This is a genomic window from Tsukamurella sp. PLM1 (assembly GCF_023168325.1).
Lineage (GTDB): Bacteria > Actinomycetota > Actinomycetes > Mycobacteriales > Mycobacteriaceae > Tsukamurella.
The window spans coordinates 972,090-997,959 of record NZ_AP025688.1; the positions used below are offsets into that span (position 1 = coordinate 972,090).

Below are 25,870 nucleotides of genomic sequence, written 5' to 3' on the forward strand. Positions count from 1 at the left end.
AGTCGTCGCGCGGGATGCGCGAACGCTCCCGTTCGGGGCGCGGGCGTGGCGCTCCACCGCCGCGGGCACGGTCGATGTCGCGGGCCTCGCGCCGGTAATCGCGGGAATCGGGGCGCGGGACAGCTCGTCGGGGGCCCGACGGTGCGTCCGGCCGCGGTTCGGGATCGCGCGCGCCGCGCCACCGGGGCGGCTGCTCGATCCCGCGGCGCTCGGCGTCGCGCCGCAGCTCACGGGAATCGTGCTGGACGGGCCGCGGGCGGTCGCCCTGCGCGACGGCGGGCCGGGGCCGGGCGCCCCGCGGAACGTCGCGGCGTTCGTCGTCGACGCCGCGCCGCGGCGGCTGACCGCGCCGGATCTGGCCGGAATCAGGGCGCACGACCCGGTTGATGCGGGTGGCGGGTGCGCCCTCGTCCCGGCGTGCGACCTCCTCGCGGGTGAGGCGGCGGCGCGGCTCGTCCGTGCGTGCCGCCGAGCTGCGGCCCGCAGGGCGTGATTCGGGCTTGCCCACGGCGGGTGCCTCGGGTCGGTCTCGCCGCGTCCCGCGGTCGGTGGTGGACGGGCTCGTGGGCCGGGAACTGCTCTGGTGGCGCTCGGACGTTCCGGCGGACCCGACGAGGGCCGCCGCGCCGGCGGACGCCGCCGAGCCGGCGGGTTCGGGCCGCATGCGCGATAGCGCCCCCGGATCCGCTCGCCGATCGGCAGGCCCGTCGATGCGGGAGTCTTCTTGCCGGAACCCGGCTCGGAGCCGGTCCCGGCCTTCGAGCCGGTCCCGGCCTTCGAGCCGGCCCCGGACCTGGCGGGGCACCGGCCTTGGCCGCCTGCTTCGTCGCGGCGTTACTGCGCTGCGCGCTCCGGGCGGTGGCGGTCAACCGCCGGTAGAGCACGAGGCGGGCCCCGCCGATCACCAGCACGATGACGGTGATCCAGAACATCCACGGGAACAGCGAGATCATCGGGAACAGGACGTCGGTCAGGATCGCGCTGGTCTTGCGCGGGCTGGGCATCGTGAACCACTTGTAGACGGGGATCGCGGTCGCGATCACCAGCGGGTTGCACCATGGCTGTGAACAGCGCGCGATTGCGGACAGCGAGCACCGCGACGATCGCCCCGACCGCCATCGCCAGGACGCCCGCGTTGACGCCGGTGTATTCGCCCGCCACGAGGGCGCCGACCGCGGTGAACGCCAACAGCGTGATGACGGCGCCCCACCACGGCAGACCGGGGACCGTCGCGAGCACTGAGCGCTCGTCGACCGGCACCTGGGAGCGGGAGGGTTGGAACTTCGACACAGGTGAACCGTACCGGTTAAGGCTGTGAGAACCGAGAATGTACAGCCGTGGGTACCGCGCGCGGCGCGACGTTCACCTCGTGCGGATCGTCCCGCGCACCGTCCGGCATCGATGCGAGATCCGACAGCCGTCGCGCCGTGACGCCGACCCGCGCGTTGTACGACCCGACGGTGGCGTTGAACGCCTCGACCGTCTTACCCAGGGCGGAACCGAGCGACGTGAAGTGGCTGTTCAGGACGTCGAACCGCTCGCTGAGCTCGCGGCCGAGCGCGTGGATCCGCGCTGCATCCTCTCCGAGGGCGTGCTGACGCCAGGCGAGCGCGACCGCGCGGAGCATCGCCACGAGGGTCGTGGGTGTGGCCAGGACCACATTCCGGTCCAGTGCGAACTCGAGCAGCTCTGGATCAGCCTGGAGAGCCGCGTCGAGGAAGGCCTCGGCCGGCACGAACATCACCACCAACTCCGGGGAGCCCACGGCCTCCCAGTACCGCTTGCCCGACAGTTGCACGACGTGCGAGCGGAACCGCCGGGCGTGATCGGACAGCAGCGCGGTGTGCTCCGACGGCGGGGCCTCAAGGAGCTGGAGGTACGAATCCAGCGGGACCTTCGCGTCGACCGCGAGGTTCCGGCCGCCCGCCAGGTGGACCACCACGTCCGGCCGAACCCGGGCGTCGCCGACGGCGGACGCCACCTGGGTGGAGAAGTCGCAGTGCCGGCTCAGCCCGGCCAGTTCCACCACCCGCTCGAGCTGCAACTCGCCCCACCGCCCGCGCACGGTGGACGACTTCATCGCCGAGCGCAGCGTGGCCGTCTCGGCGCGCAGCGCCTCACTGGTCCGGGCGACGGTGCCGATCTGCTCGCGGAGCCCCGCGAACGCCGCGACGCGGCTTCGCTCCGCCACCGCGAACTCGTGCCCGAGCGCATCCAGGGCCTGCCGGAGCGGGGCCGAGCGCGCTCACCGGCCCCGCCACCGCATCGGGTGCGGGGACGGCACCGTCGGGCAGTGCGGACGGCGGCGGCACCGCCCTGGCGAGGATCACCCCGACGGCGGCGCCGACCAGTAGCGCGAGGAGCGCCACGATCAGGTGCGAGAGGTCCATGGGGCCAGGATGGTCGATCCCACTGACAATTTTCGGCCTACGCGGGCTCGGGCTCGTTCTCGTCCGCGGTGGTGGCCGGGGACGGCTTACGGCGCAGCCGGTCCCAGAAGGTCGGCTTCGCCGGTTCGTCGTCCGGGGTGGGGTCTCGCCGGTCTTCGCGTCGACGAGCTCGCCCAGGTACCGGAAGAGCACTGCGAAGGCGGCGGCGACGGGCACCGCGAGGAAGGCGCCGATGATGCCCCACGCGGTGGTGCCGAACGCGATCGACAGCAGCACGATCGCCGGGTGCAGCTGCATCGACCGGGACTGCAGGATGGGGGAGAGCACGTTGCCCTCGAGCTGCTGCACCGCGATCACGATCGCGAGCACGGCGAGCGCGGTGCCGAACCCGTTCGTGACCAGCGCCACGACCACGGCCAGGGCCCCGGCCACGAACGCGCCGACGATGGGGATGAACCCGCCGAGGAACGTGATCACGGCGAGGGCGCCGGCGAGCGGCACGTTGAGGAGCACCAGTCCCAGGCCGATGAAGAACGCGTCGATCAGGCTGACCACGGCCTGCGTGCGGATGAAGCCGCCCAGGGTGGCCCAGACCCGGCTGAGCAGCTCCGCGAAGTGCTCCGCGACGGGCGTACCCGAGTGCCGGCGCAGCCACGGCATGAACTTGTCGCCGTCCTTGAGGAAGAAGAACACCAGCATGGCGACCATCACGATCGCGACCACGAACGACCCCGCCGCGCTGACGCCGGTGAACACGCCGGACGCGATGGTCTCGGCGCTCTCCTGCAGCTTGCCGGTGATGGACGTGACGAACTTGCTGATCTGTTCGTCCTGCAGGTTCAGCGGTGGGCCCTGCGCCCACTTCTGCACCTTGGCGACGCCCTGCACCGCCTTGTCGGCGATGTCGCGCGACTGGCTACCGATGGACGGCGCGATCGCGCCGATGATCCCGCCCAGGATCCCGGCGGACAGCAGCAGGACCAGGGCCGTCGCGAGGGCGGGTGGCAAGCCCCGCTTGCGGAGCCAGCTCACGGGCGGCCACAGCACCGTGCAGATCAGCAGCGCGAGCAGGACCGGCAGGATCACCGTCCACAACTCGCCGATGAGCCAGCTGAACACGAACAGCATCGCCGCGACGGCGACGACGCGGATGCTCCACGAGGCCAGCCAGCGACCGGCCCTGCCGTACACGTCGCTGCGGGTGGGGGCGCCCGCCGGTTTCGTTACGTCATCGCTCACGCCGCGATCGTATGTGCCTCGTGCGCGAGCAGCCACTCTTTGACGTCCAGGCCCCACCGGAAGCCGCCCAGGGAACCGTCGGTCCGCAGGATCCGGTGGCACGGGACGAACAGCGCGGCGGCGTTGCGGGCGCAGGCCATGGCGGCCGCGCGCACGGCCGCGGGCCGCCCGGAGAGCGCGGCGTACTGCGTGTAGGTCAGGGGACGTCCCGGTTCGACGGTGCGCAGCACGTCCCAGGCGTGCTCGACGAAGCCGCCCGAGCGCTGGCGCACCGGGACGTCGTCGATGGCGGCCGGGTCGCCCGCGTGGAACGCGGTGACGGCCGCGGTCACGGCGCCCAGCTCGGTCCGGGGCTCGACGGTGCGCGGCCGCAACGAGGCGTGGATCACCGGCAGCAGCGCGCCCAGGTCCGCGGTCCAGCCGGAGGCGAGCACGGCACCGTCGGTATCGACGACCGCGGTGAACGGCCCGATCGGGGTCGTGACGGTGGCGCTGAGCGCGGTGTCGGGCATGTCATTTCCTCCGGTCGGTGGTGAGGGCGTGGTTCCACAGGTGCAGCGAGACGTAGCTGCCCCACGGGCTCCAGCGGTTGGCGGCGATGTCGAGGCCGATCCGCTCCGCGCCCTTGGCGACTACGAGGTCGGACGCGAGGAGAGTGTCGGGGTCGGCGAGCAGCCGCATCGCGACGTAGTCGGCGGTCCACGGACCGACGCCTTTGAGACGCAACAGCTCCGCGCGGGCATCGGCGCGGGTCAGGCCCGCATGCAGGTGCAGCCGACCCTCCGCGAGTTCCGCGGCGGCGCCCCGGATCGCCGCGATCCGGCTCCGCGGCCCGGTGAGCACCTCGCCGCCCCGCTCGGCCACCGCAGCGGGCGTGGGGAACGCGCGGCTCACCCGGCCGGCCGGGTCGCTCACCTCGTCGCCCAGCGCGGCCACCAGGCGCGCCTGGTGGGTGGCGGCGGCCGCGATCGAGATCTGCTGCCCGATCATGGTGCGCAGCAGCAGTTCCGCGGGGTCGACGCAACCGAACAGCCGGATCCCGGGGGTGCCTGCGACCAGCGGGGCCAGGTGCGGGTCGGCGGCGAGGGCCTCGTCGATGGCGAGCGGATCCGCGTCCAGGTCCAGCAGGTGCCGCAGCCGCGCGACCGCTGCCGACAGGTCGCTCATCGAGGCGAGCGACAGGGTGGTACGGACGTACCCGTCGGGGACGGATCCCAGGTCGACGGTGGCGATCCCGTTGCCGCCCGGCAAGTTCAGCACGCGGGTGTAGCGGTCACCGTCGGCGTGCTCGAGTCCGGGCACCGCGTGTGCGGCGAGGAACCACCGCACCCATCCCGTGTCGTACGGTCCGCGTAGTGCCAGCCGCAGTGTCAGCTCGCCCGTGCCGTTCGACGGTGCCGCCCGCCCGCCGGACCGGAGCTGCGAGGGGGTGCGCGCGAAGACCTCGCGGATCGTGTCGTTGAACTGGCGGATCGAGGTGAATCCGGCGGCGAAGGCGATGTCGGAGAACGGCATCGCGGTGCCCAGGATGAGCATCCGCGCGGTCGCGGCGCGGTGCGCCCGGGCCAGCGCGAGCGGTCCCGCGCCGAGTTCCGCGGTGAGCACGCGGGTGAGCTGGCGCGGGCTGTAGCCGAGTCGCTCGGCGAGGCCCGTCACGCCGGACCGGTCCACCGCACCGTCGGCGATGAGGCGCATGGCGCGCGCCGCGAGGTCGGACTCGAGGTTCCACCGCGGCGATCCGGGCACGGCGTCGGGCAGGCAGCGCCGGCACGCCCGGTAGCCCGCTGCCTGCGCGGCGGCCGCCGTGACGTGGAACGAGACGTTCTCGGCCCGGGGTGTCGTCGCCGGACACGACGGGCGGCAGTAGATCCCCGTGCTGGCCACTGCGGTGAAGAACTGCCCGTCGAACCGCGCGTCGCGCGCGGCGATCGCCCGGTAGCACCGGTCGAAGTCGAGGTGGGGTGAGCTGGTGGTCACGCCTTCGACTCTGGCATCCGGGCGCGCGCCGCGCTAGCGGCTTTCAGACACCACCGTCGGCGGTCAGCAGCAGCGCACCGCCACGCCGGCCCCGTCGTGCCGCGCCTTCCAGTACTGCCGTTCCGTCAGGATCGGCTCGCCCGGATGGGTGGCCCGACGGTGCTCGACGTACCGCTGGTAGTGGTTGTCGCCCATTACCGAGCCCACGTACCAGCGGATCGCCTTCAGTGCCCGGATGATCGGGGCACGCCCAGTGCGTCCCACTGCGCCTGCACCTCCCGTTCGTGCTCGGTGGGGATGAGGCCCGCCGGGGCGAAGCGGTGGCTGAGCACCGGTTCCTCCTCGGTGAGCGGGCGGCCGTTGCCGGACACGGTGCGGTAGATCGTCCACAGGCCCATCACGAACACGATGAGCACCATCACGGCGAATACGATCGACAGCGTGCCCTGGATGAAGGTGTTGCGCACCACCGCGTCGATCGCCTCCGGCGTCTTGGCGGAGCCGTAACTCTGCAGTCCCTGCTCGGCGGCGGCCTTGAAGTTGCTGTGCTGCTTCCAGTACCCGACCGCGGGGTCGGCGCTGAAGATCTTCTGCCAGGACGCGGTCATGGTGACGATCAGATCCCAGACGAGCGGTATCGCGGGTATCCACACCCACTTGTAGTAGCCCTTCTTCACCACGACGACCACCACCACGGTGAGCGCCATCGCGGCGAGCAGCTGGTTGGCGATGCCGAACAGCGGGAAGAGGGTGTTGATGCCGCCCAGCGGGTCGGTCACGCCCATGAGCAGGATGCTGCCCCAGGCGGCGACCACGAGCAGCGACGCGACCCAGGCGCCGACGCGCCAGCTGGGGTCCTTAAGCCGCCGGAACGGGCCGCCCAGGTTGCTCAGGGCGTCGGAGACCAGGAACCGGGCGACGCGGGTGCCCGCGTCCACGGTGGTGAGGATGAACAGGGCCTCGAACATGATCGCGAAGTGGTACCAGAACGACTTCATCGACGAGCCGCCGAACACCTGGTGCAGGACCTCGGACATGCCGAAGGCGAGGGTGGGGGCGCCGCCGGTGCGGGAGACGATCGACTCCTCGCCGACGTCCTTCGCCGCCTGCGCGATCTCCGCGCCGGTGACCGGATCACCGCCCAGGCCGAGCGAGTTGACGTACGTGGCCGCGGTCTCCGCGGTGCCGCCGGTCTTGGCCATCGGCGCGTTCATCGCGAAGTAGAAGTGCTGGTTGATGATCGAGGCGGTAATCAGGGCCATGATCGCGACGAACGACTCGGTGAGCATGCCGCCGTAGCCGATCAGCCGCATCTGCCCTTCCTTCTCCAGTAGCTTCGGGGTGGTCCCCGAGCTGACCAGCGCGTGGAAGCCGGAGAGCGCGCCGCAGGCGATGGTGATGAACAGGAACGGGAACAGCGAGCCGGCGAACACGGGGCCGGTGCCGTCCTTGGCGAAGTCGGAGACGGCGGGCGCCTCCATGAGCGGCCGGGCGATCAGGATGCCGACCGCGAGCAACACGATGGTGCCGACCTTCATGAACGTCGACAGGTAGTCGCGCGGCGCCAGCAGTAGCCACACCGGCAGGACCGACGCGGCGAAGCCGTAGATGATGATGGCCCAGCTCAGCTGGACCGGAGTGAGGGTGAACAGCTCCTGGCCCCAGGACGTCTCGGCGACGGGGCGGCCACCGATCACCGCGGCCAGCAGCAGCACGCAGCCGATGAGCGAGACCTCGGAGACCCGGCCGGGCCGCAGGTAGCGCAGGTAGACGCCCATGAACAGCGCGATCGGGATGGTGCAGGCGATGGAGAACACGCCCCACGGGCTGTGGCCGAGCGCCTGCACGACGACCAGCGCGAGAACGGCGATGAGGATCGTCATGATCGCCGCGATGCCGATGATCGCGGCGGCGCCGCCGACGGGGCCGAGCTCGTCGCGGATCATCTGCCCCAGCGACCGGCCGCGGCGCCGGGTGGCGACCCACAGCACCAGGTAGTCCTGCACGCAGCCGGCCACGAGGGCGCCGACGATGATCCAGATCGTGCCAGGCAGGTAGCCCATCTGGGCGGCGAGCACGGGGCCCACCAGCGGCCCGGCGCCCGCGATGGCGGCGAAGTGGTGGCCGAACAGCACGCGCCGGTCCGTCGGCATGTAGTCGGTGCCGTTGTCGAGGATCTCGGCGGGCGTCGCGTGATCGTCGCGCGGGCGCACCACCTTGAGTTCGATCAGGCGCGCGTAGAAGCGGTAGCCCACGACGTAGGTGCACACCGCGGCGAGCACGAACCACACGGAGTTCACCGTCTCGCCGCGGGCGAGGGCGATCATCGCCCAGGCGACCGCGCCCAGGACGGCGACGGCGCCGAAGATCAGCTTGTGCTTCGTGGTGATCGGGCTGCGGTCGATGATCGCCACCGGCGGTTGCGCCGGGTCCGTGCGGACGTAGGTGATGTCGCCGTCGGTCTCCGAGACCGGTTCTGCGGTCGGAGCGGACACATGGCCTCCTGATGGGAGTGAGGGGTGTGCTGGTTCGCAAGGGTCATCGTCGCACCAGTGGGCGTCGGGTGCGGGCGATTCGGCACGTAGAATCAGGCCCCGTGAGTCTTACCCTCGGAATCGTCGGGCTGCCCAACGTCGGCAAGTCCACCCTGTTCAACGCCCTCACCAACAGTGAGGTGGAGGCGGCGAACTACCCGTTCGCCACCATCGAGCCGAACGTGGGCGTGGTGAACCTGCCCGACCCGCGGCTGAACCGCCTCGCGGAGATCTTCGGCTCGGAGCGGATCCTCCCCGCGACGGTGTCGTTCGTCGACATCGCCGGCATCGTGAAGGGCGCTTCCGAGGGCGAGGGCATGGGCAACCAGTTCCTCTCCAACATCCGCGAGGCCGACGCGATCTGCCAGGTGGTGCGCGTGTTCGCCGACGAGGACGTGGTGCACGTGGCCGGCAAGGTGGACCCGCTCGCCGATATCGAGGTGATCGCCACCGAGCTGATCCTCGCCGATCTCCAGACCATCGAGAAGGCCCTGCCGCGCCTGGAGAAGGAGGCGCGCAAGAACAAGGAGGTCGCCGAGACGGCCGAGGCCGCGAAGGCCGCACAGCTGGTGCTGGAGGACGGCAAGACGCTGTTCGCCGCCGGCTTCGACACCGCGCCGATCCGCGAGCTCCACCTGATGACGGCGAAGCCCTTCCTGTACGTCTTCAACGCCGACGAGGGCGTGCTCACCGACGCCGCGCGCCGCGCCGAGCTGGAGGCCGCCGTCGCCCCCGCCGACGCCGTGTTCCTCGACGCCAAGATCGAGTCCGAGCTGCTGGAGCTCGACCCCGAGGACCAGGCCGAGATGCTGGAGTCCATCGGCCAGGACGAGCCGGGCCTCGACTCGCTGGCCAAGGCTGGCTTCCACACCCTGGGCCTGCAGACCTACCTCACCGCCGGCCCGAAGGAGTCGCGCGCCTGGACGATCCGCAAGGGCGACACCGCGCCCAAGGCCGCCGGCGTGATCCACACCGACTTCGAGAAGGGCTTCATCAAGGCCGAGATCGTCTCCTTCGCCGACCTCGACGCCAACGGCACCATGGCCGCAGCCAAAGCCGCCGGGAAAGTCCGGATGGAGGGCAAGGACTACGTCATGGTCGACGGTGACGTGGTGGAGTTCCGCTTCAACGTGTGAATCACGCGAAACCGCAGTTCAGAGTGGATGTAGGCCGCCTGCACTGAAGGGGAGTCGTCAGGCCATGGACATGGTTTGCTGTCGCAGGATCTCCATGTAGGGGCGCTCGGTGTCCTTCATGGCCCACGCACCCTTGATGAACTCGGTCAGCCTCGGCAGGTCTTCCTTCACCGTGCTCGGCCAGAGGTTCGGGTTGTACGAGACGACCCGCATCAGGTTGTCCACATCGAAGATCGGGTTGGTGCCGATCGCTTTGACGAGCACGGTCGGCTTCTTCTCCGCGATGCGTAGGCCCAGCTCGAACAGGACGTTGGGGTTGTGCTCCGTTAGGTCAACGAGCGCGAGGTCGGCGTCCAGCAACCCGTTGACGATTGTGGAGTGGATAACGTCGGAACCCTGGCCCTTGGCAGTCTTGGCCTCGAACCCCGCCGCCTCAATCGCGGGCTCGAACAACGAGGCGTAGACCTCCGTGAAGAACCGGGGCGGGTACGCCTCGGTCTTCTCCGTGAAGGGCATGGCCACGAAGCACACCGGCTTGCCGCTGCCGGAGCCGTTCGGCGCGGCGGGTGCTGCAGGCGTCGTGACAGCTCTTGTCGGGACACCGTTCGTGGCGGGGGCGGTCGGCGATGTTGCCTGAGCCTGCTGGCCGGGGGTCCACTCGGCTCCGATGCCGAGATAGCGGCAGTTCTTCTGGAAGACGTCGAGGAACGTGTCGTGCGTGCGCGGGTCCAGGCCGAACTTTGTCTCCAGGACGTTGCGGACGAACTCGTCAGCCGGGAGCTTGCTGCCCTTATAGTGCTCCACGACCCCCTTGAACTTGTCGACGTTCAAGAACGCCTGCAGTTTCGCCGTGTAGGCGTCGGCGTCGGACGCCGGGTAGACGGCCTGCTTGCCGAGCGCCGTCAGCGAGATCTCCGAGGAGTCCCGGGTGCCGTCCGTGAATCCGTAGTCGCGAGAGGCGGTCGTCAGGTAGAAGAAGTTTCCGGTCTTGCCGCCCACGTTGAGCGCCTTCGCGATCTCCTGCGGGTCGAAGGGCTCGCCGCCGTTGTTGGTGCGAATCGCCGTGGGGACACGCAGGGCGTCCTCCACGGTCTTCCGGGGGAACGGGTACTGCGCCCTGCCGCCCTGGGTCGCAGGCTTGTCGGCGGGCCTCTCTCCGGCGTCGACGGACGCGGCTTCCACCTTCTGCTCGGGCGTCTCTTCAGTCATCGTTCTCCCCCTTGGGCCCCGGACTGCCAAGGGTACGCGTACCCGCCGACAGCTGGGAGTCGTTCAGCACAGCCACCCTCCGCGCCGAGCCGTGACGAGTTGTCAACCTCGGCGGCAGCCTGCACCCGAACGAGTTCCACTCAGTCCGCGCCACAGCTATGAAGACCTCGAAGGCAGCGTGGCGTCGCGGATCCCCGGGGCGTTGTGATGCACGTCCGAACCGCGCCGGAGGTCCGAGATATAAAGCCTCACCGCCGGCGGTCGCCGATGGTGGCCCACTGCTGTTCCGATGTCGTGGGGGCTGACCGAGCGACGCGGACATGATCGACTCGGCAGTCTTCCGTGTGCGGTCCTCGGGGGAGGCCAGAGGCCGGGCGTAGGTGTTGAGGGTCGTCGCCTTCGCATGGCCGAGCGAGCGCTGGCCGGTCACGACCTCGCCCCCGGCGGCAATGAGGCCGGAGGCGTAGAAGTGCCGTGGGTCGTGGAGCTTGATTCCGGAGAGCCCGGCGTCGCGCAGTGCTTGCGCCACCAGTAGCCGACGGTGTTCTGGTGCGGTGGGTTGTCAGCCTCCCCGGCGAAGAGTCACCGGTCCTTGCCGATGGTGCCGTGGGCGGGCGACGTGCTCGGCGAGCACCTTGACGAGGCTATCCGCGAGGTAGACGATGTGCTCTGATCCGCATGGCAGACGCGCAGATCGCCGCGTTCTGGCTGGTACAAGGGGCGATCTGCGCGACGCGGAGCGTCAAGGACTTTGCGCATACCGGCGTCGAACTGGTCGACCCGTGGAGCGTCGGGGGGATGACGACTTCGGAAGATAGTCCTACGTGCGGCGACGTGGTGGAGTGGAGATTCTCGCGCTAACGTCTGGCGCTCACAGCAGCCCGCGATCGGGCCGTCAGCCCCTGCCTGGTGACGTCCGGGCAGGGGCTGCGGCAGCATGACCTTCGGCGTTCACCCTCCGGTTGAGCGTGAGCAGCGCCCACCAGCTTCGCGGCGAGCAGGACGCCAGCGCCGACCACGAGGGCTGTGCTGTGCCCGGTCGCCAGCACCTGCGGGCCGGAGTCGTTGGAACCGGCGGTGACGGTGGCGGCGACGCCGGCCAGGACGGCGAGGCCGAGCGCGACGCCGATCTGCTGCGCGGAGTTGAGCAGGGCTGAGGCGATGCCCGCCTTGTCGGGCTCGACGCGGTAGACCGCGGCATGGGTCAGCGCCATGACGCCGAAACCGAAGCCAAGAGCGACGACGAGGAAGCCGGGCGCGATGTACGGCCACCCGCCGTGCTGGGAGATGGCCCAGGCGATCCACAGTGCGCCGGCTGTGCCCAGGAGTCCGCCGATCGCGGTGATCCAGTGCGGTGCGACCTTGAGCATGAGCTTCGGCGCGGATCCTGCGCCGAAGATGATGCCGGCGGCGAACGGCAGCATGGCTAGCCCGTCGGCAGTGGCGCGTAGTGCTGGACTTGCTGCAGGTACAGGGTGACGACGTAGCCGATGCCCATCGGCCCGATCGCCAGCCCCAGCATCGTCAGGTACGCGCCTGAGCGGTTGCGGTCCTTGAATAGCACCAGCGGCCCAGGGGGCTTTTGATGCGGCGCTGGAGGAGGATGAAGACCACCAGCAGCACCGCTCCTGTAGTGACCAGCCCGTAGGCGACGGGATCGGCGAAGCCGTCTTCGCCGAAGCGCGTGATCGCGTAGACGAGTGAGACCATGCCGGCGGTGCCGAGGACGCCGTCGAGGAAGCCCAGCCGCCCGGTGTGGCGCTCGGGTGCGGCGAGGGTACGGCTGCCGATCAGGACGAGCAGGCCGATGGGGACGTTGATGAAGAACACCCAGCGCCAGTCGAGCAGCTCGGTGAGCGCTCCGCCGAGCAGGAGCCCGACGACGATGCCGATGCCGGACATCGCGCCATAGAGCGACAGCGCGGTGTCGCGGGTCTTCCGGTCCTGGAAGGTGGTCGCGATCAGGGCCAGGACGTTGGGTGCGGTCAGGGCTGCGCCGATGCCCTGGATGGCGCGGGCGGCGATGAGCATCTCGGCGCTCTGGCCGAGCCCGCCGGCCAGCGAGCCGAGGGCGAAGACGACGAGCCCGACCTGCAGGTTCCGCTTTCGCCCCCAGAGATCACCGATGCGCCCGCCCAGGAGGAGGAGCGCACCAAAGGCGAGGATGTAGCCGTTGACGATGCACGGCAGGTGGACCGGGTCCACCGTCAGCTGTGACTGGATGCTGGGCAGGGCGATGTTGACGATCGTGTCGTCGAGCACGATCATCAGCTGGGCGGTGGCGATCACCAGGAGTGGCGATCACCAGGAGGGGTATGAGCCCGCCACGGGCATTCGTCTCCTTCTGTGCGAGCACGCATGGATGCCAGATACCTCTATGGGGTATCTGGCATCAGAATACCTAGGTGGGGTATGCGACTCAAGCTGGACCGCATCCGCCGCACGCCAAGAGATCCGCAAGCTTCCGCGTCGCGGTCAGGAGCGAGTCGCGGCCGTGCTCGTTCTTCTGGCTGACGAGCCTCGGCCACCAGCGTCGAAGAAGCTCACGGGCCGAGATGCCTGGCGGGTGCGCACGGGCGACTGGCGAAAGGTCTACGAGATCCACGATGACGAACTCCTCGTCATGGCCGTCGCGGCGGGAGACCGGCGTGACGTGCACCGGCGCTGATGCAGACGGTCCCCGTCGGTGCCCTCGGCCCTGGCGGGCTCGAGAATCCGCCGGTACAGTCGATGGCCCCTCGACGATCCAGGAGTCGCGTGAGCTCTATCCGAACCGTTCCGGCCCTGCCCGTCCTCGCCGAACAGGCGGAACGTCTCATCGACCTCGGCGTCCCCGCGCTTGCGGGCATCGGTGCCGACGTGATTCGTTCCTACGCAGCCGAACACGACGCCTCGGGACTACTCGCGGTTCACCCGGACCGCCTGCCGGGCTCGGCGATCGCGCACCTCATGCGCCGTGGTGACAAAGCCGGCTTCATCGTCACGGACATGCCGGACGTCGACGAGTTCTCGCCCATCGTCGACGTTCCGGACGCTCCGCTGTACGTGGTCTCGGACCCCGACCGCGGCGATCACCTGGCCAACTGGAGCCCCGCCGAGGCGCTGCCGGAACTGACCGGCGTGGGGCGCACCCCGCTGCTCCTCACCGAGGGCATCGGCTGGGTGCTGCAGCAGCCGGAAGCGTTGGAGCGCAACAGGTGCTTCATGACGATCGGATCCCGGTTGCGCAAGCCCGACGGTGCCTTCGACTCCCGCACCCCGGCGATCTGGATCAGCAACGGTACGGGCCGGGACGGGAAGGACCGCCGTGACGCGCCCAAGGTCGGCTGGTGCTGGTGGGGCAACCGGCATACCTGGCTGGGCTTCGCCTCCGGGGCGGCTCGGTCCGCCTGACGGTGCCGGCGTCGGCCCTACACCGGGCGCAGCCGCTACGGTGCGAACATGCGGAAACTCGTCTACCTCGTCGCCAGCACCCTCGACGGTTTCATCGCCGGCCCCGACGGGAAGGATCCGACGGGGCCGGGCGGATTCTGGCCCGTTCCAGAGGATTATCTCGCACATCTGATCTCCGAGTACCCGGAGGCGTTGCCGGTGCAGGCGCGTGAGGCGTTGTCGATCTCGGGCGAGGGGAGGCACTTCGACACCGTCGTGGAGGGGCGACGGAGCTACGAGCTCGGCCTCGCGGTCGGGGTGGCGGATGCGTTCCCGCACCTGCGCCACCTCGTCTTCTCGCGCACTCTCAGTGACCTGCCGCCCTCCGCTGTCGAGGTCGTTCCCGCCGACCCCGTATCGACGGTGCGCGAACTGAAGAACCAGCGGGGAAAGGACATCTGGCTGGTGGGAGGTGGCACGCTCGCGGGTGCGCTGTACACCGAGATCGACCGGATCGTCCTCAAACTCGCGCCACTCACCATCGGTTCCGGCGTCCCGATGTTCTCGGCCGACGCCGAATTCGACCCGCGCGCCTGGACGCTCACCGATCGGACGGTGCTGCCCAGCGGCGCGATGTTCCTCACCTACGATCGGTAGGTCGATTGATGATCTGGACGCGCTCGTCCTCGACGATGCGCAGCGGTTCGCGGTCGCGGTGGACGCGTGCGGGCATAAGCTGCTGCGCATGAGTGATCATGAGCTGCCGCCGTGCCCGGAGTGCGCCGAGGCGTACACGTACGAGCAGGGCCCGCTGCTCGTCTGCCCGATGTGCGGCCACGAGTGGAACGCGGGCGACGGCGCACCGTCGGACAGCACGGACGGGACGGGCGTGATCACCGACGCCGTGGGCAACTCGCTCGCCGACGGCGACACCGTTTCGATCACCAAGACCGTGAAGGTGAAGGGCGGCGGTGGCGGCGTCATCAAGGTGGGTACCAAGGTGCGCGGCATCCGCCTCATCTCCGACGGCGTCGGCGACCACGACATCGACGCCACAGTGCCGGGTTTCGGGCGGATGCAGCTCAAGTCGAGCGTCGTCAAGAAGGTCGCGCCCTGACATGCCGGCGCGCACTCACCTGCCAGGCGTGGGGCCGCTGCAGTTCGACGAGTCCACGTCCTGGTACCGCACCGAACCGCTGCGGGTCGACGCCCTCGGCGGCGAGTGTGAGTTCACGTTCGAGGAGTTCGAAGAAGGAGCGGAAGCCGCTCTCGCCCAGTGCATCCGGAACTTCTGCGCGCTCGATCCGTCGGTCCTCACGGCGGCGACGCCCGCCCTCTTCGCCTACTACACCTCCGTCGCCGAGGCGCTCGACTACTGCGAGGACGAGGTGCCCCTCCTGACCGAGGACGAGGTCTGGGCGAACGTCACCTTCAACCGGACGCCGCACGTCGAGTTCCACGACGGCCGCTGGTACGTGATCAGCGAGGACGAGTGCGCCTGGGAACCCGAGCACGGCCTGCAGCTCGTGTTCGCCGACGGTGCCGCGCTCACGCGCATCAGTTCCTACGACGGCCACCCCACCCACCGGGGCCCGTGGCCCGCGGCGGAACCGGGAGTCCTCGAACTGCCGTCCGGCCGGCGGATCCGGGGTCGGTCGTTGCGGCGGGACATCGCGGACGAACGGCCGGACTTCGGCGTGTACATCGGGCGGCACGCGACCCCGGTGGAGTGGGATCACACGGTTCTCGAGTGGCCCGACTTCCGCCTACCCCGCGATCGGAACGCGTTCGCCGCCGCGGTCGAGACCGCCTGGGAACGTGCGGGATCCGAGCGTGTCGAGGTGGCGTGCACGGGCGGGCGCGGACGCACCGGCGTCACACTCGCCTGCATCGCGATCGTCGACGGCGTCGATCCCGCCGAGGCCGTCCGCTTCGTCCGCGAGAACTACGACCCGCGCGCTGTCGAGACGCCCTGGCAGAAGACCTTCGTCGCGAAGTTCCGTCCACCCCGCAGGTGAATCCTCGTCTGTAGCGCCACAGAAGGCCAGATCCGGTTCCCATGCCCGCAGGGCCGCGGATTCACCCGAGCATGGCCATGTCACGCAGCGGTTCCACGGTGTCCCAGCGTCGCGAGCGTGACGTACTCCATCGTGAACGAGCCTCCGCGCGCGTCGATCGCAGCGCCGACGGCGTGGAGCACCTGCACCTTCTGGTCGACCGCGAGCGGCGCGACGCCGCCGGTCGTCGCGAGGAGTGCCAGCCACTCGTCGCGCTGGTACTCCCTCGTCCAGTCGAACCGCAGGACGTCGACGTGGGCGAACCGGCCCGATTCCCGCAGGACGTCCGCGATCCGCTCGTACCCCGCGAGGTAGGCCTCGACGGGGCGCCGACCGGCACCGTCGAACGGGGAATCCGGCACCGCGCGCCGGAACGCCTCCCCGAAGGCCCGAGCGATGTCGTCCGGCGGCTCGAAGACGTGCCCGAAGATCGCGAGCAGCCCGCCGGGGCGGAGCAGACCGGCGGCCTTGCCGATCCCCACCGCGGGGTCGACCCAGTGCCATGACTGCGCGGCAGTGATCACGTCGAACGTTCGGCCCGCGGCGTCCCACGACTCGAAGGTGCCCTCCTCGACGGTGACTCCGTGCGCCCGCGCGAACTGCGCCATGCGCGCGTCGGGCTCGACGCCCATGACGTCGGCGCCGGCCTCCCGCAGTTGCCGCGCCGCGATGCCGGTGCCGCAGCCGACGTCGAGGACGCTCGGCGTGCGCCGGCGGTCGAGGATCTGCGCGAGGAGCGGATCGGGGTAGCGCGGGCGGGCGTCGTCGTAGCCCTGCGCGTCGGCACCGAACGATTCGGCCAACGCGCGGGCCTGATGTGAGTCGAGTGGGGCGAAACCCGCCCGCCCGCCGGGTGAATCGGGCATGCCTTCACAGTAGGTCGGGTTCGACGTTCTCGGTTTCGCCGACTGCGAACACGGACCGAGCGTCACCGCTCGACGGTGCGCGGGCCGGGATCCAGGAGCGCGTCCAGGGTCGCCTTCGGCCGCGACAGGCCGACCTCGCGGACCCAGTTCCGCACGGTCAGGTACACACCGGCGTCGGAATCCGCCTCCGCACCCACGGCGTCGATGCCCTGCGACCGGCACAGCGCGACGGCCCGCCGCAGGTGGAAGTCCTGCGTCACGAGCACGGCACCGTCGATCCCGAAGACGGTGCGCGCGCGGGCGCAGGTGTTGTAGGTGGTCACGCCGAATCGGTCGTCGGTGATGGCGGCGGCGTCGACGCCGCGCTCGAGCAGGTACTGCCGCATCGCGGCCACCTCGTCGCCCTTCGTCGACGCCGCGTGTCCCGAGATCAGGACGCGCTGGGCGCGCCCGTCGCGCAGCACGGTCAGCGCCGTGTCGAGCCGCTCGCGCAGGTAGACCGACGGTGCGCCGTCGCGCACCCGATCGCCGAGCACGATCACCCACTGTCGAGACGCGTTCGGATCGATCCGCGAGCGGCTCTCCCACTGCACCCAGACGCTCGATGCCGCCATCACGACGACCGCCACGATCACGGCATACCGGATCAGCCGGCGCACTACTGCGAACACTGGACCCAGCGTACCGATGGCGCGGCCGCCGGCGCCTCGGCGGCACCGGCGCGACTCCGCTTACCGCGGAGTGAGGACGAAGACGCGTGCGCCGCCCTCGAACGCCCGATGCAGGTCCTCGGGCGATGGGGAGCCGTCGGCGGTGAAACCGATGTTGTTGAACGAGGCGAAGTTCTTATTGTCGGCGGCGATCACGCCGTACAGTTCGACGACCCCGGCCTCGTCGGAGACGACCCGCACGTCGGCGGTGCGGCGGCGACCCGCGAGTTGGATGTCGATCGGCTCGCCGGTGCGCAGGTTCTTCCCCCACCCGAACGGCGAGCCCACGAGCAGCTTCCCGTCCCGCTTGGTGTAGGCGACGGGGATCTCGAAGAGCTTGCCCGACTTCCGCCCCACGACGTACAGCGTGAGCAGGCGCTCGCCGAGGAATCTCGAGATCCCGGGTGCCTTGAGCAGGGTTCGCATCAGGGCGTTCATGGCGCCCTGCAGCGGCATGGTGCTGGCGGTTCCCGCACTCCGGCTCATGCCTCAACGGTAGACCCGTTCGCCCGGCGGTGTCGAAACCTCGGGCCTGTGTTCGTCGTACTCATGACGGCGGTGATCGGCAGGGGTCACCGGAAAACGACTACGAGGAACGGGCCATGACCACGCACACTGAACAGGTGAATCAACCACCCACCGATCTGACGAAGCCCGCCGGCGCAGCATCGAGCGCGCGCACGGAGCAGGCCGGGCGCACGCCGCTGGTGATCAAACTGCTGGTGGCGGCCACCTTCGTCGTGATCCTCAACGAGACGATCATGATCAACGCCATCCCGCGGCTGATGGCGGACTTCCACATCGACGCCCGCGCGGCGCAGTGGCTCTCCACCGTGTTCATGCTGACGATGGCGGCGGTGATCCCGGTGACCGGCTGGTTCCTGCACCGCGTCAGCACCCGCACCGCCTACGCGGTCGCGATGACCACGTTCAGCGTCGGCACCGCGCTCGCGGCGGCGGCACCGTCGTTCGAGGTGCTCCTCGCGGCCCGCGTGGTCCAGGCCGGCGGCACCGCGGTGATGATGCCGCTGCTGATGACCACCCTGATGACCGTCGTCCCCGAGAACGACCGTGGCCGCGTCATGGGGCAGGTCACGCTCGCCATGTCGTGCGCGCCGGCGCTCGGGCCCGCAGTGTCCGGGATGATCCTGCACCTGGGCTCGTGGCGGTTGATCTTCGCGTTCGTCCTCCCGATCGCCGTGCTGGTCGGCATGGCCGGCATGCGGCAGCTGGAGAACGTGGGGGAGACGGAGACCACCCCGATCAGCTGGATCAGCGTGATGCTCGCCGCGGGCGGCTTCGGCAGCCTCGTGTACGGCCTCAGCGAGATCGGTTCCGGCGGCTGGACCGGCCCCGCGCTCACCGTGACCGCCGGCGTGCTCCTCATCGCCGCCTTCGCGGCGTACCAGCTCCGGCTGCAGCAGCGCGACATGCCGCTGCTCGACCTGCGCACCCTCCGCCACCGCACCTTCGCCGTCTCGCTCCTGCTCATGACGGCCGGCTTCATGGCCTTCCTGGGCTCGATGATCCTGCTGCCGCTGTATCTGCAGGACCTGCGCGGCCTCTCCGAACTGGAGACCGGCCTGCTCGTGATGCCCGGCGGGTTGGCGATGGGCCTGCTCGGCCCGCAGGTCGGCAAGCTCTACGACCGCGTCGGCGCGCGGCCGCTGGTGATCCCCGGGGCCATCGGCATGGTGGTCGCGCTCGCCGCGCTCAGTCGGATCGGCTCCACCACCCCGTACCCGGTGATCGTGGCCTTCCATGTGGCGCTGATGATCTGCCTCGCCGCGATCTTCACCCCCGTCTTCACGGTCGGCCTCGGCGATCTGCCGTCGGAGCTGTACTCGCACGGCTCCTCGCTGCTCGGCACGCTGCAGCAGGTGGCCGGCGCGATCGGCACCGCCGCGCTGATCGTGGTGCTGGAGAACCGCTCTGCGCATCTCGTATCCGCCGGCGCCACGCAGCCCGACGGCTTCCTCGGCGGACTGCAGTGGGCCTTCGCCCTCGCCGCCCTCATGGGCGTCGCGGTGGTCGCCTCCGCCCTGCTGCTCCCCGCCCACAAGCCCGACGGTGCCGCCGCCTCCGGCCCGGCACACCACTGACGGACGAGCGGTCGGAGTGACCATGGATCTGTTCGCACGCCTCGCCGTGACCGACCTGCCGCGCGCGATCGCCTGGGGTGAACGTCTTTTCGGCCCGGTGGAGACGTTCGCGCCGAACGACACCGAGCACGTCTGGACGCTGCAGGAACACTGCCACGTCTATGCGGAGGTGCTCCCGCAGCACGCGGGCCACGCGGCGGTCACGGTGTTCGTCGACGACTACACCGGCTTCCTCGCCGCGGCCGCCGAACGCGGCGTGCGGCCGGAGTCGGAAGAGGTGTACGAGAACGGCGTCCGCAAGGCACTGTTCCGTGACCCCGACGGCAACGAGGTCGGGGTGGGTGGCGCGCCGGCGGCGGACTGAACCGGGGGCTACGCGTCCGAGCCCGGGTGGAACCGCTTCACGCGCCGCAGCGTGTTCTCGTCGGTGTGGTCCATCTCGGCGCCGGTGGCCGCGAGACGCAGCCTGAGCGAGGACGTGTAGCTGAACGTCTCGTCGTCGATGATCGTGAAAGTACTGGTGAAGTCGCGGATCTCGGCGCGCTCCATGAGGTAGCGGTTCTGCAGGATCCCGTACGACGGATCGCCCGGCTTGGCGTCGAAATGCAGCTCGCGGTCGTGCGGGCCGGCGTCGCTGCCGGCCAGGATCGCGATGCCGCGGCCGAACACCACGTTCCGGATGACCTGGCCGTTCGCCTTGTCCCACAGGAGGAATCCGATCTCGTCGTGGAACGGGTCCATCGCCTCCTCGCCGTGCCGCCAGGCGGTCATCGAGTAGTTCAGGCCCCACAGCGTCTGCTGGCCGTTCTCCTGGATCGGGATCGGCTTGAACATCGCCTTCTCGAAGTACGAGGTGTGCCCGGTGATGTCGTCGGTGTTGTGGTACGAGAGGTCGACGCCCACGTCGCCTTCCCATTCGCCGACCAGCGGGGTCAGGGGGCCGAGCTTCTGCGGTCCGCGGATGTCGGCGATCGCCGGGGTGGTCATGGCTGCTCCAATCGCGAGGGCTGAGGTCTTGCGCACCACAAGTCTTGCACAACGCAAGACCGTTATCGCCCGGTATCCGCGGATCGAGAACGTCGGTCAGATCGGGATCTGTCGCGGCCGGTCGCCGGTGTCGAGGGTGTCGTGCAGTGCGCGCAGGGCCGCGCTGCACGCGGCCCGCGCCGCGGGGTCGAGGTGGGCGAGCGCCGCGCGCAACTCCCGTCGACGGTGCTCGGTGACGGTCCGCACGACCTTCCGTCCGGCGGGCGTGACCTGCAGCTCGACCATGCTCCTGTTCGACGGATCCGCGCGCCGTTCGAGGTGACCCGAAGCGTGCAGCCGGTCCGCGAGGCGGGTCACCGTCGAACCGACCACGCCGAGCGCGACGGCGCATTGGATGGCGCTCGACGGCCCCTGTTCCACCAGCACCTGGAGCAGCCGGAACTGCGGGAGCGACAGATCGATCTGCTCCACGCTCCGCAGCGCCAGGCCGACCAGGTCGCGGGTCGCGGTCTCGAACGCCCGCACCTCGTCGAGGGGGACGGTGCGATCACTCATTCCGCGAGTATTCCAGCAGCCCGGCGACCACGGCGCGCCAGTCCGCCGCTCCGCCTTCGGTCCACGCGCGCAGCGCGATCGCCACCACGGCGTAGCCGAGGTGCTCGGCCGACGCGCCCGCGCCCGGCCCGTCCGCCTCGGACCGGCCGGTCTCGGCCGCGAGTCGGTCGGCGACGGCCCGCGTCACCCCGGCGAAGCCGGTGCTCTCGGCGCCGAGGGATTCGGCGGCCGGCGCGAGCAGGTCGGGCCTGGCGGCGAGCAGGCGGGCCAGCGTCGTCACTGCGGGGCGGGGCAGTGCCTCGAGGGCCTCGCACACCGCGTCCGCCGCGGGTCGACGGTCCGCCGGGCCCAGCGCCGCCGAGGCCTCGGCGGTGAGCGCGAAGCTGCGATCGATGACGTACGCCACGAGGAACCGGTCGAAGTCGCCGAAGTGCGCGTGCAGCAGCCCCGTGGCGACCCCCGCCTCGGCGGTGACCGCCCGCCCGCGCAGGCCGGCGACCCCGTCGCGCAGCACGACGCCCTCGGCCGCGGCGAACATCCGCTGCCGGGCTCCGTCGATGGGGACTCCGCGTGGCATGACCCTGATCCTACGAGGTCGGCTGCGCTTGCGGTCGGAATGGTCAGTCGTTCATACTTTACTTTGAACAGTCGCTCAAATAACGAGGAGGGCACATGGCCGACGGCCGGGTACTGATCGCCGGTGCGGGAATCGCGGGGCTCGCGGCGGCGCTGCGTCTGCACCGAGACGGCTACGAGGTCGTGGTGGTCGAGCGCGCCGAGGGACGGCGGACCGGCGGCTACCTCGTGAACCTGCTGGGCTCGGGCTTCGACGCCGCGGACCGCCTGGGGATCGTGGACCAGCTGCGCCGCCACGACCAGGGGGCGTTCACCTCCAACGTGGTCCGCGCCGACGGCACCGTCCGCTTCACGCTCCCCGCCGCGATGGCCGAATCCGCGCTCGGCACCAGGGTTCTCACCGTCTTCCGGGGCGATCTCGAATCGGTCCTGCACGACGCCGTCGCGGCCGCGGTCGGCATCCGCTACGGCACCACGGTCACGGGTATCGAGCCCGACGGTGCCCGCCCGCTCCGGGTCACGCTGAGCGACGGCACCGTCGACGAGGTCGACCTCGTGATCGGCGCCGACGGCGTGCACTCCGGCGTGCGCGCGCTGGCGTTCGGGCCGGAGGAGGAGTTCGTGCGCGACATGGGGCACGTCGTGGCCGCGTTCCCGCTCGACGCCCCGCCCGCGACGACGCCGCCTCGGACCGCCGACACGTTCATCGACGTCGGCCGCACCGCCGCGGTGTTCCATCCGCGCGCCGGGGCCGCGTCCGCGTTCTTCACCTACCGCACGGATTCGACGCAGGGCGAACTCGAAGCGGGCGTCGCAGCCGCACTCGCCGAGCGCTACGCCGACCTGGCGGGCGAGCTCCGCGCGGTGCTCGACTCCCGCGCCGCCCACTCGCGGGGCGCGTACTTCGACGCGGTCAGCCAGGTGGTGATGGATTGCTGGAGCACCGGCCGGACCGTGCTCCTCGGCGACGCCGCGTGGTGCGTCTCCCTGTTCGCCGGCCACGGGGCCGGGCTCGCGCTGGCCGGGGCGGACCGTCTGGGCATTGCTCTGGCCGAACACCCGGACGACGTCACGGCGGCGCTGCGGACCTGGGAGCAGGGCCTGCGCGACGAGGTGCGCGAGCACCAGCGCAAGGCCCGGCTCGGGATGGCGCGCTACGCGCCGCCGTCGCGCGTGCACCTGGAGATTCAGAACCTGATGATCCGCGCGCTCACGCTGCCCGGTGTGGGTCGGCTGCTGCGTCCACGCGGCCCGAAGTAGCCCGGGGCGAGCGCGATTGCGGGGCCGTAGCATCGCAGGCACGCCACCGAGTCCGTCAGGAGCCCACCATGACCCAGTACCGCGCCCTGGTCGCCGAGCAGGCCGACGATGCCATCACTTCCCGCGTGGAGCTCCGCGATCCCGCGGCCCTCGAGCCCGGGCAGGTGCGGATCGCCGTCGAGTACTCGGGGGTGAACTACAAGGACGCGCTGGCCTTCACCCCGCGCGGCGGCGTGGTGCGCGAGTACCCGATCGTGCCGGGCATCGACATCGCGGGCACCGTCGTCGAGTCCGCGTCCGACGAGTTCGCCGTCGGCGAGAAGGTGGTCGCGCACGGCTACGAGATCGGGACCGCCCGCGATGGCGCCTACGCCGAGCAGGCCGTGGTCCCCGCCGAGTGGGTCGTCCGCCTGGCCGCGCTCTCCACCCGCGACGCCGCCGCAGTCGGGACGGCCGGGTTCACCGCGGCCATGAGCGTCGCGGCGCTGCTGGACCGCGGTCTGACCCCCGGCGACGGTCCCGTCGTCGTGACCGGCGCGACGGGCGGCGTCGGCTCCGCGAGCATCGATCTGCTCGCCGGGCTCGGCTTCGAGGTCATCGCGTCGTCGGGCAAGGCCGACGCGGGAGACCTGCTGCGCGAGCTCGGCGCGTCCGAGGTGATCGGCCGCCTGCCGCTGGACCCGGACGCGAAGCCGCGTCCCCTGGGCAAGGGGAAGTGGGCGGCCGCCGTCGACTGCGTGGGCGGCGCGGCGCTCGCCGACATCGTCAGCACGCTGCACTACGGCGGCGCCGTCGCGGCCAGCGGGCTCACCGGCGGTATCGCGGTGCACACCACCGTGATGCCGTTCATCCTGCGCGGCGTCGCCCTGATCGGCATCGACTCGGTGCAACTGCCGATCGCCGACCGGCGCGCGCTGTGGCAGCGCATCGAGACGGACCTGCGGCCGCGGCACCTCGGGCTGACCGGCCGCGACATCGGCGTCGACGGTGTCGCCTCGGTCGTCGACGCGCTCCGCGCGGGCACGTACACCGGTCGCGCCGTCGTCGATGTGCGCCGCGGTTGGTGACATCGCGGGCTGAAATCAGGTCACACGATGACCGCAGCGCTGGTTACGGTCATCGCATGACTGTCAGGCAGATCCAGGTGACGTTCGATTGCGCCGACCCGAAGCGGGTCGCGCTGTTCTGGTGCGAGGTGCTCGGCTACGTGGTGCCGCCGCCTCCGCCGGGCTTCGCCGACTGGGACGCGTTCGATGCGGCCCTGCCGCCCGCCGATCAGGGCAGCGCTTTCGCCTGCGTCGACCCGAACGGGGTGGGTCCGCGCCTGTTCTTCCAGCGCGTGCCGGAGGGCAAGACGGTGAAGAACCGCGTCCACCTGGACGTCCGCGTGGGCACCGGCATGGTGGGCGCCGAGCGCCTCGCCGCGCTGGAGGCGGAGGGCGCCCGGCTCGAGAAGCTGGGCGCCACCCGCCTCTACCTGCAGGAGGCCGACGGCGTGAACGAGTCGTGCCTCACGATGGCCGACGTCGAGGGCAACGAGTTCTGCCTCGACTGACTCCTCTCCGCCGATTACCCGCGAGGTAATCGACGCGACCACCTCGTCCCGCTTACGTTCGGATCGACCACCGATCAGGGACGAGGGGAGTGGGCGATGTTCGAGCAGACCCGAGGCGGCAGGTGCCGGATGCTGTGGTTCGCGGTGCACGCGGATAAGGTGCTCAGCAACGCCTACATCGTGTACGCGCTCACCGCGGCGCCGCTGGTCCTGGTGTTCACCGACGATCCCGGCCTGCACCGGGCCATGTGGTGGTCGCTGATCGTCGGCGCGATCGTGCTGGCCCTGCTGGGAATCGTGATGGCCACGGGGATGGCAGTGCTGGGCAGCCGCGGCGACTCGCTCGAGTTCGACTGGTTCCTCAGCCAGTTCGACCGCGCGGTGAAAGTCCCGGGCCCCGTCCGGCCGGAGCGGGATACGCTCGGCGGATGACGGCGCCGGACGTGCTCGACGTGGGGTCGCTGCTGCGGCGGTGGCGGACGCTACGGCGGTTGAGTCAGCTCGAACTCGCGTCTCGGGCGGACGTGTCCGCCAAGCACGTGAGCTTCCTCGAGACAGGCCGGGCCCGCCCCACGCGCGACATGCTGCTGCGGCTGGGCGAGCACCTGGCGATCCCGCTGCGCGAGCGCAACGAACTGCTGCTCGCCGGCGGGTTTGCCCCGACCTTCCCGGCGCGAGAGCTGTCGGCCGCGCCGATGGCGGCGGTGGCCTCGGCGATCGCGAAGATCCTCGCCGCTCAGGAACCGAACCCGACGCTGGTGGTCGACAGGCACTGGACCATGATCGAAGCGAACCCGCAGGTCGCGGCCCTCACCACGCGGTGCGCGCCCTGGCTGCTGGAACCGCCCGTCAACGTGTTGCGGCTGGCGCTGCACCCCGAGGGGCTGGCGCCCCACATCGTGAACCTGGCCCAGTGGCGGCACGACCTGCTGCACCGGCTGGACCACCAGATCGAGGCCACGGGCGATGCGCGGCTGCGTGAGCTGGCGCGGGAACTGGCGTCGTATCCGCCCGGCCCGCCGGACGACGTGTCGTCGGATCCGGCCTGCGACGGCACCGTCGAGCTCGTGGTCGGGCTGCGCGTGCGGACGGACTTCGGCGAGCTCTCGTTCCTCTCGACCACGACCGTCTTCGGCGCGGCGCGGGACGTCACCGTCGAGGACCTCGCGATCGAGACGTTCTTCCCCGCGGACGCGGCGACGGCCGGCGTCCTGCGATCGATGGTGGCCGAGAACGCCTCGGGCGTGGACACTGGAGTCAACTAGCAGGTCAACGCCGAGGAGTCAGTCATGGCAGGTAACGAGAACCCGTTCGGGTTCGGTCCGGGCGAGTTCGACGAGCTCGC

At 70.6% G+C, this 25,870-nt stretch carries 31 protein-coding genes and 1 pseudogene; 15 read left to right on the top strand and 17 right to left on the bottom strand.

What is annotated here, in order from left to right:
* Window positions 1–238: 238 nt before the first annotated feature.
* Complete coding sequence (locus MTP03_RS05200) at window positions 239–493, top strand: hypothetical protein (RefSeq protein WP_248491007.1); 255 nt, start codon at window positions 239–241, stop codon at window positions 491–493.
* A 436-nt stretch (window positions 494–929) separates the two neighbouring features.
* On the opposite strand, the pseudogene MTP03_RS05205 reads toward MTP03_RS05200, so the two are convergent.
* From MTP03_RS05205 to MTP03_RS05235, 7 genes and pseudogenes are all read right to left on the bottom strand, one after another.
* Window positions 930–1,290, bottom strand: a pseudogene (locus MTP03_RS05205) (DUF6542 domain-containing protein); the annotation flags it as partial.
* Window positions 1,291–1,306: 16 nt separating this feature from the next.
* Window positions 1,307–2,191: a DNA recombination protein RmuC gene (locus tag MTP03_RS05210; RefSeq protein WP_248491009.1), complete on the bottom strand. Its 885-nt coding sequence runs from the start codon at window positions 2,189–2,191 to the stop codon at window positions 1,307–1,309.
* Window positions 2,118–3,629: an AI-2E family transporter gene (locus tag MTP03_RS05215; RefSeq protein WP_248491010.1), complete on the bottom strand. Its 1,512-nt coding sequence runs from the start codon at window positions 3,627–3,629 to the stop codon at window positions 2,118–2,120. The genes MTP03_RS05210 and MTP03_RS05215 overlap by 74 nt, the downstream gene beginning before the upstream one ends.
* Window positions 3,626–4,141, bottom strand: coding sequence for a methylated-DNA--[protein]-cysteine S-methyltransferase (locus tag MTP03_RS05220; protein ID WP_248491011.1), 516 nt, complete (start codon window positions 4,139–4,141; stop codon window positions 3,626–3,628). The genes MTP03_RS05215 and MTP03_RS05220 overlap by 4 nt, the downstream gene beginning before the upstream one ends.
* A gap of 1 nt (window position 4,142) precedes the next feature.
* Window positions 4,143–5,606, bottom strand: coding sequence for an AlkA N-terminal domain-containing protein (locus MTP03_RS05225; protein WP_248491012.1), 1,464 nt, complete (start codon window positions 5,604–5,606; stop codon window positions 4,143–4,145).
* 63 nt (window positions 5,607–5,669) lie between these two features.
* Window positions 5,670–5,870: a YbdD/YjiX family protein gene (locus MTP03_RS05230; RefSeq protein WP_248491013.1), complete on the bottom strand. Its 201-nt coding sequence runs from the start codon at window positions 5,868–5,870 to the stop codon at window positions 5,670–5,672.
* The gene (locus tag MTP03_RS05235) at window positions 5,831–8,101 is read right to left on the bottom strand and encodes a carbon starvation CstA family protein (protein WP_248491014.1); all 2,271 of its coding nucleotides are present in this window, start codon (window positions 8,099–8,101) and stop codon (window positions 5,831–5,833) included. The genes MTP03_RS05230 and MTP03_RS05235 overlap by 40 nt, the downstream gene beginning before the upstream one ends.
* Before the next feature lie 101 nt (window positions 8,102–8,202).
* Here MTP03_RS05235 and ychF point away from each other — a divergent pair, with 101 nt between their 5' ends.
* Window positions 8,203–9,276, top strand: a complete 1,074-nt coding sequence (gene ychF / locus MTP03_RS05240) for a redox-regulated ATPase YchF (protein ID WP_248491015.1) — start codon at window positions 8,203–8,205, stop codon at window positions 9,274–9,276.
* Window positions 9,277–9,333: 57 nt separating this feature from the next.
* On the opposite strand, the gene MTP03_RS05245 is transcribed toward ychF, so the two are convergent.
* Window positions 9,334–10,485 (bottom strand): hypothetical protein, encoded by a 1,152-nt coding sequence (locus tag MTP03_RS05245; RefSeq protein ID WP_248491016.1) that lies wholly within the window; start codon window positions 10,483–10,485, stop codon window positions 9,334–9,336.
* 678 nt (window positions 10,486–11,163) lie between these two features.
* Between MTP03_RS05245 and MTP03_RS05250 the strand changes: the two genes are divergently transcribed.
* Window positions 11,164–11,346 carry a hypothetical protein gene (locus tag MTP03_RS05250; RefSeq protein ID WP_248491017.1) on the top strand — a complete coding sequence of 61 codons (183 nt, stop codon included), beginning with the start codon at window positions 11,164–11,166 and terminating at the stop codon, window positions 11,344–11,346.
* Here MTP03_RS05250 and MTP03_RS05255 read toward each other — a convergent pair.
* Genes MTP03_RS05255 through MTP03_RS05265 form a run of 3 tightly spaced genes read right to left on the bottom strand, consistent with a single transcriptional unit; the run spans window position 11,343 to window position 12,774 of the window.
* Window positions 11,343–11,909 carry a hypothetical protein gene (locus MTP03_RS05255; protein ID WP_248491018.1) on the bottom strand — a complete coding sequence of 189 codons (567 nt, stop codon included), beginning with the start codon at window positions 11,907–11,909 and terminating at the stop codon, window positions 11,343–11,345. The genes MTP03_RS05250 and MTP03_RS05255 overlap by 4 nt on opposite strands.
* 2 nt (window positions 11,910–11,911) lie before the next feature.
* A complete protein-coding gene (locus MTP03_RS05260) occupies window positions 11,912–12,049 on the bottom strand; it encodes a hypothetical protein (RefSeq protein ID WP_248491019.1) in 138 nt (45 codons plus the stop codon).
* Window positions 12,010–12,774 carry an MFS transporter gene (locus MTP03_RS05265; protein ID WP_248491020.1) on the bottom strand — a complete coding sequence of 255 codons (765 nt, stop codon included), beginning with the start codon at window positions 12,772–12,774 and terminating at the stop codon, window positions 12,010–12,012. Before MTP03_RS05265 ends, MTP03_RS05260 begins: the two co-directional genes overlap by 40 nt.
* 88 nt (window positions 12,775–12,862) lie before the next feature.
* Between MTP03_RS05265 and MTP03_RS22575 the strand changes: the two genes are divergently transcribed.
* From MTP03_RS22575 to MTP03_RS23400, 5 genes are all read left to right on the top strand, one after another.
* Window positions 12,863–13,153, top strand: a complete 291-nt coding sequence (locus MTP03_RS22575) for a type II toxin-antitoxin system RelE/ParE family toxin (protein ID WP_256465268.1) — start codon at window positions 12,863–12,865, stop codon at window positions 13,151–13,153.
* A gap of 89 nt (window positions 13,154–13,242) precedes the next feature.
* Window positions 13,243–13,878, top strand: coding sequence for a DUF5701 family protein (locus MTP03_RS05275; RefSeq protein WP_248491022.1), 636 nt, complete (start codon window positions 13,243–13,245; stop codon window positions 13,876–13,878).
* Window positions 13,879–13,926: 48 nt separating this feature from the next.
* Window positions 13,927–14,514, top strand: a complete 588-nt coding sequence (locus MTP03_RS05280; RefSeq protein ID WP_248491023.1) for a dihydrofolate reductase family protein — start codon at window positions 13,927–13,929, stop codon at window positions 14,512–14,514.
* Window positions 14,515–14,602: 88 nt separating this feature from the next.
* Window positions 14,603–14,974 (top strand): zinc ribbon domain-containing protein YjdM, encoded by a 372-nt coding sequence (locus MTP03_RS05285; protein WP_248491024.1) that lies wholly within the window; start codon window positions 14,603–14,605, stop codon window positions 14,972–14,974.
* 28 nt (window positions 14,975–15,002) lie between these two features.
* Complete coding sequence (locus MTP03_RS23400) at window positions 15,003–15,875, top strand: hypothetical protein (RefSeq protein ID WP_371820892.1); 873 nt, start codon at window positions 15,003–15,005, stop codon at window positions 15,873–15,875.
* An 80-nt stretch (window positions 15,876–15,955) separates the two neighbouring features.
* On the opposite strand, the gene MTP03_RS05295 is transcribed toward MTP03_RS23400, so the two are convergent.
* The 3 genes from MTP03_RS05295 to MTP03_RS05305 all read right to left on the bottom strand — a co-directional run bounded on the left by MTP03_RS05295 (window position 15,956) and on the right by MTP03_RS05305 (window position 17,976).
* Window positions 15,956–16,780, bottom strand: a complete 825-nt coding sequence (locus MTP03_RS05295; protein ID WP_248491025.1) for a bifunctional 2-polyprenyl-6-hydroxyphenol methylase/3-demethylubiquinol 3-O-methyltransferase UbiG — start codon at window positions 16,778–16,780, stop codon at window positions 15,956–15,958.
* Between the two features lie 62 nt (window positions 16,781–16,842).
* Complete coding sequence (locus tag MTP03_RS05300; RefSeq protein WP_248491026.1) at window positions 16,843–17,451, bottom strand: vancomycin high temperature exclusion protein; 609 nt, start codon at window positions 17,449–17,451, stop codon at window positions 16,843–16,845.
* 60 nt (window positions 17,452–17,511) lie between these two features.
* Window positions 17,512–17,976, bottom strand: a complete 465-nt coding sequence (locus MTP03_RS05305) for a nitroreductase/quinone reductase family protein (protein ID WP_248491027.1) — start codon at window positions 17,974–17,976, stop codon at window positions 17,512–17,514.
* 116 nt (window positions 17,977–18,092) lie between these two features.
* On the opposite strand from MTP03_RS05305, the gene MTP03_RS05310 reads away from it, so the two are divergent.
* Together MTP03_RS05310 and MTP03_RS05315 are read left to right on the top strand one after the other, a co-directional pair.
* Complete coding sequence (locus tag MTP03_RS05310; RefSeq protein WP_248491028.1) at window positions 18,093–19,592, top strand: MDR family MFS transporter; 1,500 nt, start codon at window positions 18,093–18,095, stop codon at window positions 19,590–19,592.
* Window positions 19,593–19,614: 22 nt separating this feature from the next.
* Complete coding sequence (locus tag MTP03_RS05315) at window positions 19,615–19,956, top strand: VOC family protein (RefSeq protein ID WP_248491029.1); 342 nt, start codon at window positions 19,615–19,617, stop codon at window positions 19,954–19,956.
* Between the two features lie 8 nt (window positions 19,957–19,964).
* On the opposite strand, the gene MTP03_RS05320 is transcribed toward MTP03_RS05315, so the two are convergent.
* From MTP03_RS05320 to MTP03_RS05330, 3 genes are all read right to left on the bottom strand, one after another.
* The gene (locus tag MTP03_RS05320) at window positions 19,965–20,579 is read right to left on the bottom strand and encodes an FABP family protein (RefSeq protein ID WP_248491030.1); all 615 of its coding nucleotides are present in this window, start codon (window positions 20,577–20,579) and stop codon (window positions 19,965–19,967) included.
* A 96-nt stretch (window positions 20,580–20,675) separates the two neighbouring features.
* Window positions 20,676–21,134, bottom strand: a complete 459-nt coding sequence (locus MTP03_RS05325; protein WP_248491031.1) for a MarR family winged helix-turn-helix transcriptional regulator — start codon at window positions 21,132–21,134, stop codon at window positions 20,676–20,678.
* Complete coding sequence (locus tag MTP03_RS05330) at window positions 21,127–21,711, bottom strand: hypothetical protein (protein WP_248491032.1); 585 nt, start codon at window positions 21,709–21,711, stop codon at window positions 21,127–21,129. The genes MTP03_RS05325 and MTP03_RS05330 overlap by 8 nt, the downstream gene beginning before the upstream one ends.
* Window positions 21,712–21,806: 95 nt before the next feature.
* On the opposite strand from MTP03_RS05330, the gene MTP03_RS05335 reads away from it, so the two are divergent.
* The 5 genes from MTP03_RS05335 to MTP03_RS05355 all read left to right on the top strand — a co-directional run bounded on the left by MTP03_RS05335 (window position 21,807) and on the right by MTP03_RS05355 (window position 25,790).
* Window positions 21,807–22,970 (top strand): FAD-dependent monooxygenase, encoded by a 1,164-nt coding sequence (locus MTP03_RS05335; protein ID WP_248491033.1) that lies wholly within the window; start codon window positions 21,807–21,809, stop codon window positions 22,968–22,970.
* Window positions 22,971–23,038: 68 nt separating this feature from the next.
* A complete protein-coding gene (locus tag MTP03_RS05340; protein WP_248491034.1) occupies window positions 23,039–24,037 on the top strand; it encodes an acryloyl-CoA reductase in 999 nt (332 codons plus the stop codon).
* Between the two features lie 56 nt (window positions 24,038–24,093).
* Window positions 24,094–24,525, top strand: a complete 432-nt coding sequence (locus MTP03_RS05345; RefSeq protein ID WP_248491035.1) for a VOC family protein — start codon at window positions 24,094–24,096, stop codon at window positions 24,523–24,525.
* 96 nt (window positions 24,526–24,621) lie between these two features.
* Entirely contained in the window at window positions 24,622–24,957 is a 336-nt protein-coding gene (locus tag MTP03_RS05350; protein ID WP_248491036.1) for a hypothetical protein, read from the top strand.
* The gene (locus MTP03_RS05355; protein ID WP_248491037.1) at window positions 24,954–25,790 is read left to right on the top strand and encodes a helix-turn-helix domain-containing protein; all 837 of its coding nucleotides are present in this window, start codon (window positions 24,954–24,956) and stop codon (window positions 25,788–25,790) included. Before MTP03_RS05350 ends, MTP03_RS05355 begins: the two co-directional genes overlap by 4 nt.
* Window positions 25,791–25,870: the final 80 nt, after the last annotated feature.

Bases quoted from the DNA above. Each gene is read 5' to 3' on its own strand.
- MTP03_RS05320 (WP_248491030.1), bottom strand. From the start codon at position 20,579: ATGACCACCCCGGCGATCGCCGACATCCGCGGACCGCAGAAGCTCGGC.
- MTP03_RS05335 (WP_248491033.1), top strand. From the start codon at position 21,807: ATGGCCGACGGCCGGGTACTGATCGCCGGTGCGGGAATCGCGGGGCTC.
- MTP03_RS05280 (WP_248491023.1), top strand. From the start codon at position 13,927: ATGCGGAAACTCGTCTACCTCGTCGCCAGCACCCTCGACGGTTTCATC.
- MTP03_RS22575 (WP_256465268.1), top strand. From the start codon at position 12,863: ATGGGGTATCTGGCATCAGAATACCTAGGTGGGGTATGCGACTCAAGC.
- MTP03_RS05220 (WP_248491011.1), bottom strand. From the start codon at position 4,141: ATGCCCGACACCGCGCTCAGCGCCACCGTCACGACCCCGATCGGGCCG.
- MTP03_RS05310 (WP_248491028.1), top strand. From the start codon at position 18,093: ATGACCACGCACACTGAACAGGTGAATCAACCACCCACCGATCTGACG.
- MTP03_RS05325 (WP_248491031.1), bottom strand. From the start codon at position 21,134: ATGAGTGATCGCACCGTCCCCCTCGACGAGGTGCGGGCGTTCGAGACC.
- MTP03_RS05345 (WP_248491035.1), top strand. From the start codon at position 24,094: ATGACTGTCAGGCAGATCCAGGTGACGTTCGATTGCGCCGACCCGAAG.
- MTP03_RS05245 (WP_248491016.1), bottom strand. From the start codon at position 10,485: ATGACTGAAGAGACGCCCGAGCAGAAGGTGGAAGCCGCGTCCGTCGAC.
- MTP03_RS05315 (WP_248491029.1), top strand. From the start codon at position 19,615: ATGGATCTGTTCGCACGCCTCGCCGTGACCGACCTGCCGCGCGCGATC.
- MTP03_RS05340 (WP_248491034.1), top strand. From the start codon at position 23,039: ATGACCCAGTACCGCGCCCTGGTCGCCGAGCAGGCCGACGATGCCATC.
- MTP03_RS05330 (WP_248491032.1), bottom strand. From the start codon at position 21,711: ATGCCACGCGGAGTCCCCATCGACGGAGCCCGGCAGCGGATGTTCGCC.
- MTP03_RS05295 (WP_248491025.1), bottom strand. From the start codon at position 16,780: ATGCCCGATTCACCCGGCGGGCGGGCGGGTTTCGCCCCACTCGACTCA.
- MTP03_RS05350 (WP_248491036.1), top strand. From the start codon at position 24,622: ATGTTCGAGCAGACCCGAGGCGGCAGGTGCCGGATGCTGTGGTTCGCG.
- MTP03_RS05305 (WP_248491027.1), bottom strand. From the start codon at position 17,976: ATGAGCCGGAGTGCGGGAACCGCCAGCACCATGCCGCTGCAGGGCGCC.
- MTP03_RS05285 (WP_248491024.1), top strand. From the start codon at position 14,603: ATGAGTGATCATGAGCTGCCGCCGTGCCCGGAGTGCGCCGAGGCGTAC.
- MTP03_RS05250 (WP_248491017.1), top strand. From the start codon at position 11,164: ATGGCAGACGCGCAGATCGCCGCGTTCTGGCTGGTACAAGGGGCGATC.
- MTP03_RS05255 (WP_248491018.1), bottom strand. From the start codon at position 11,909: ATGCTGCCGTTCGCCGCCGGCATCATCTTCGGCGCAGGATCCGCGCCG.
- MTP03_RS05355 (WP_248491037.1), top strand. From the start codon at position 24,954: ATGACGGCGCCGGACGTGCTCGACGTGGGGTCGCTGCTGCGGCGGTGG.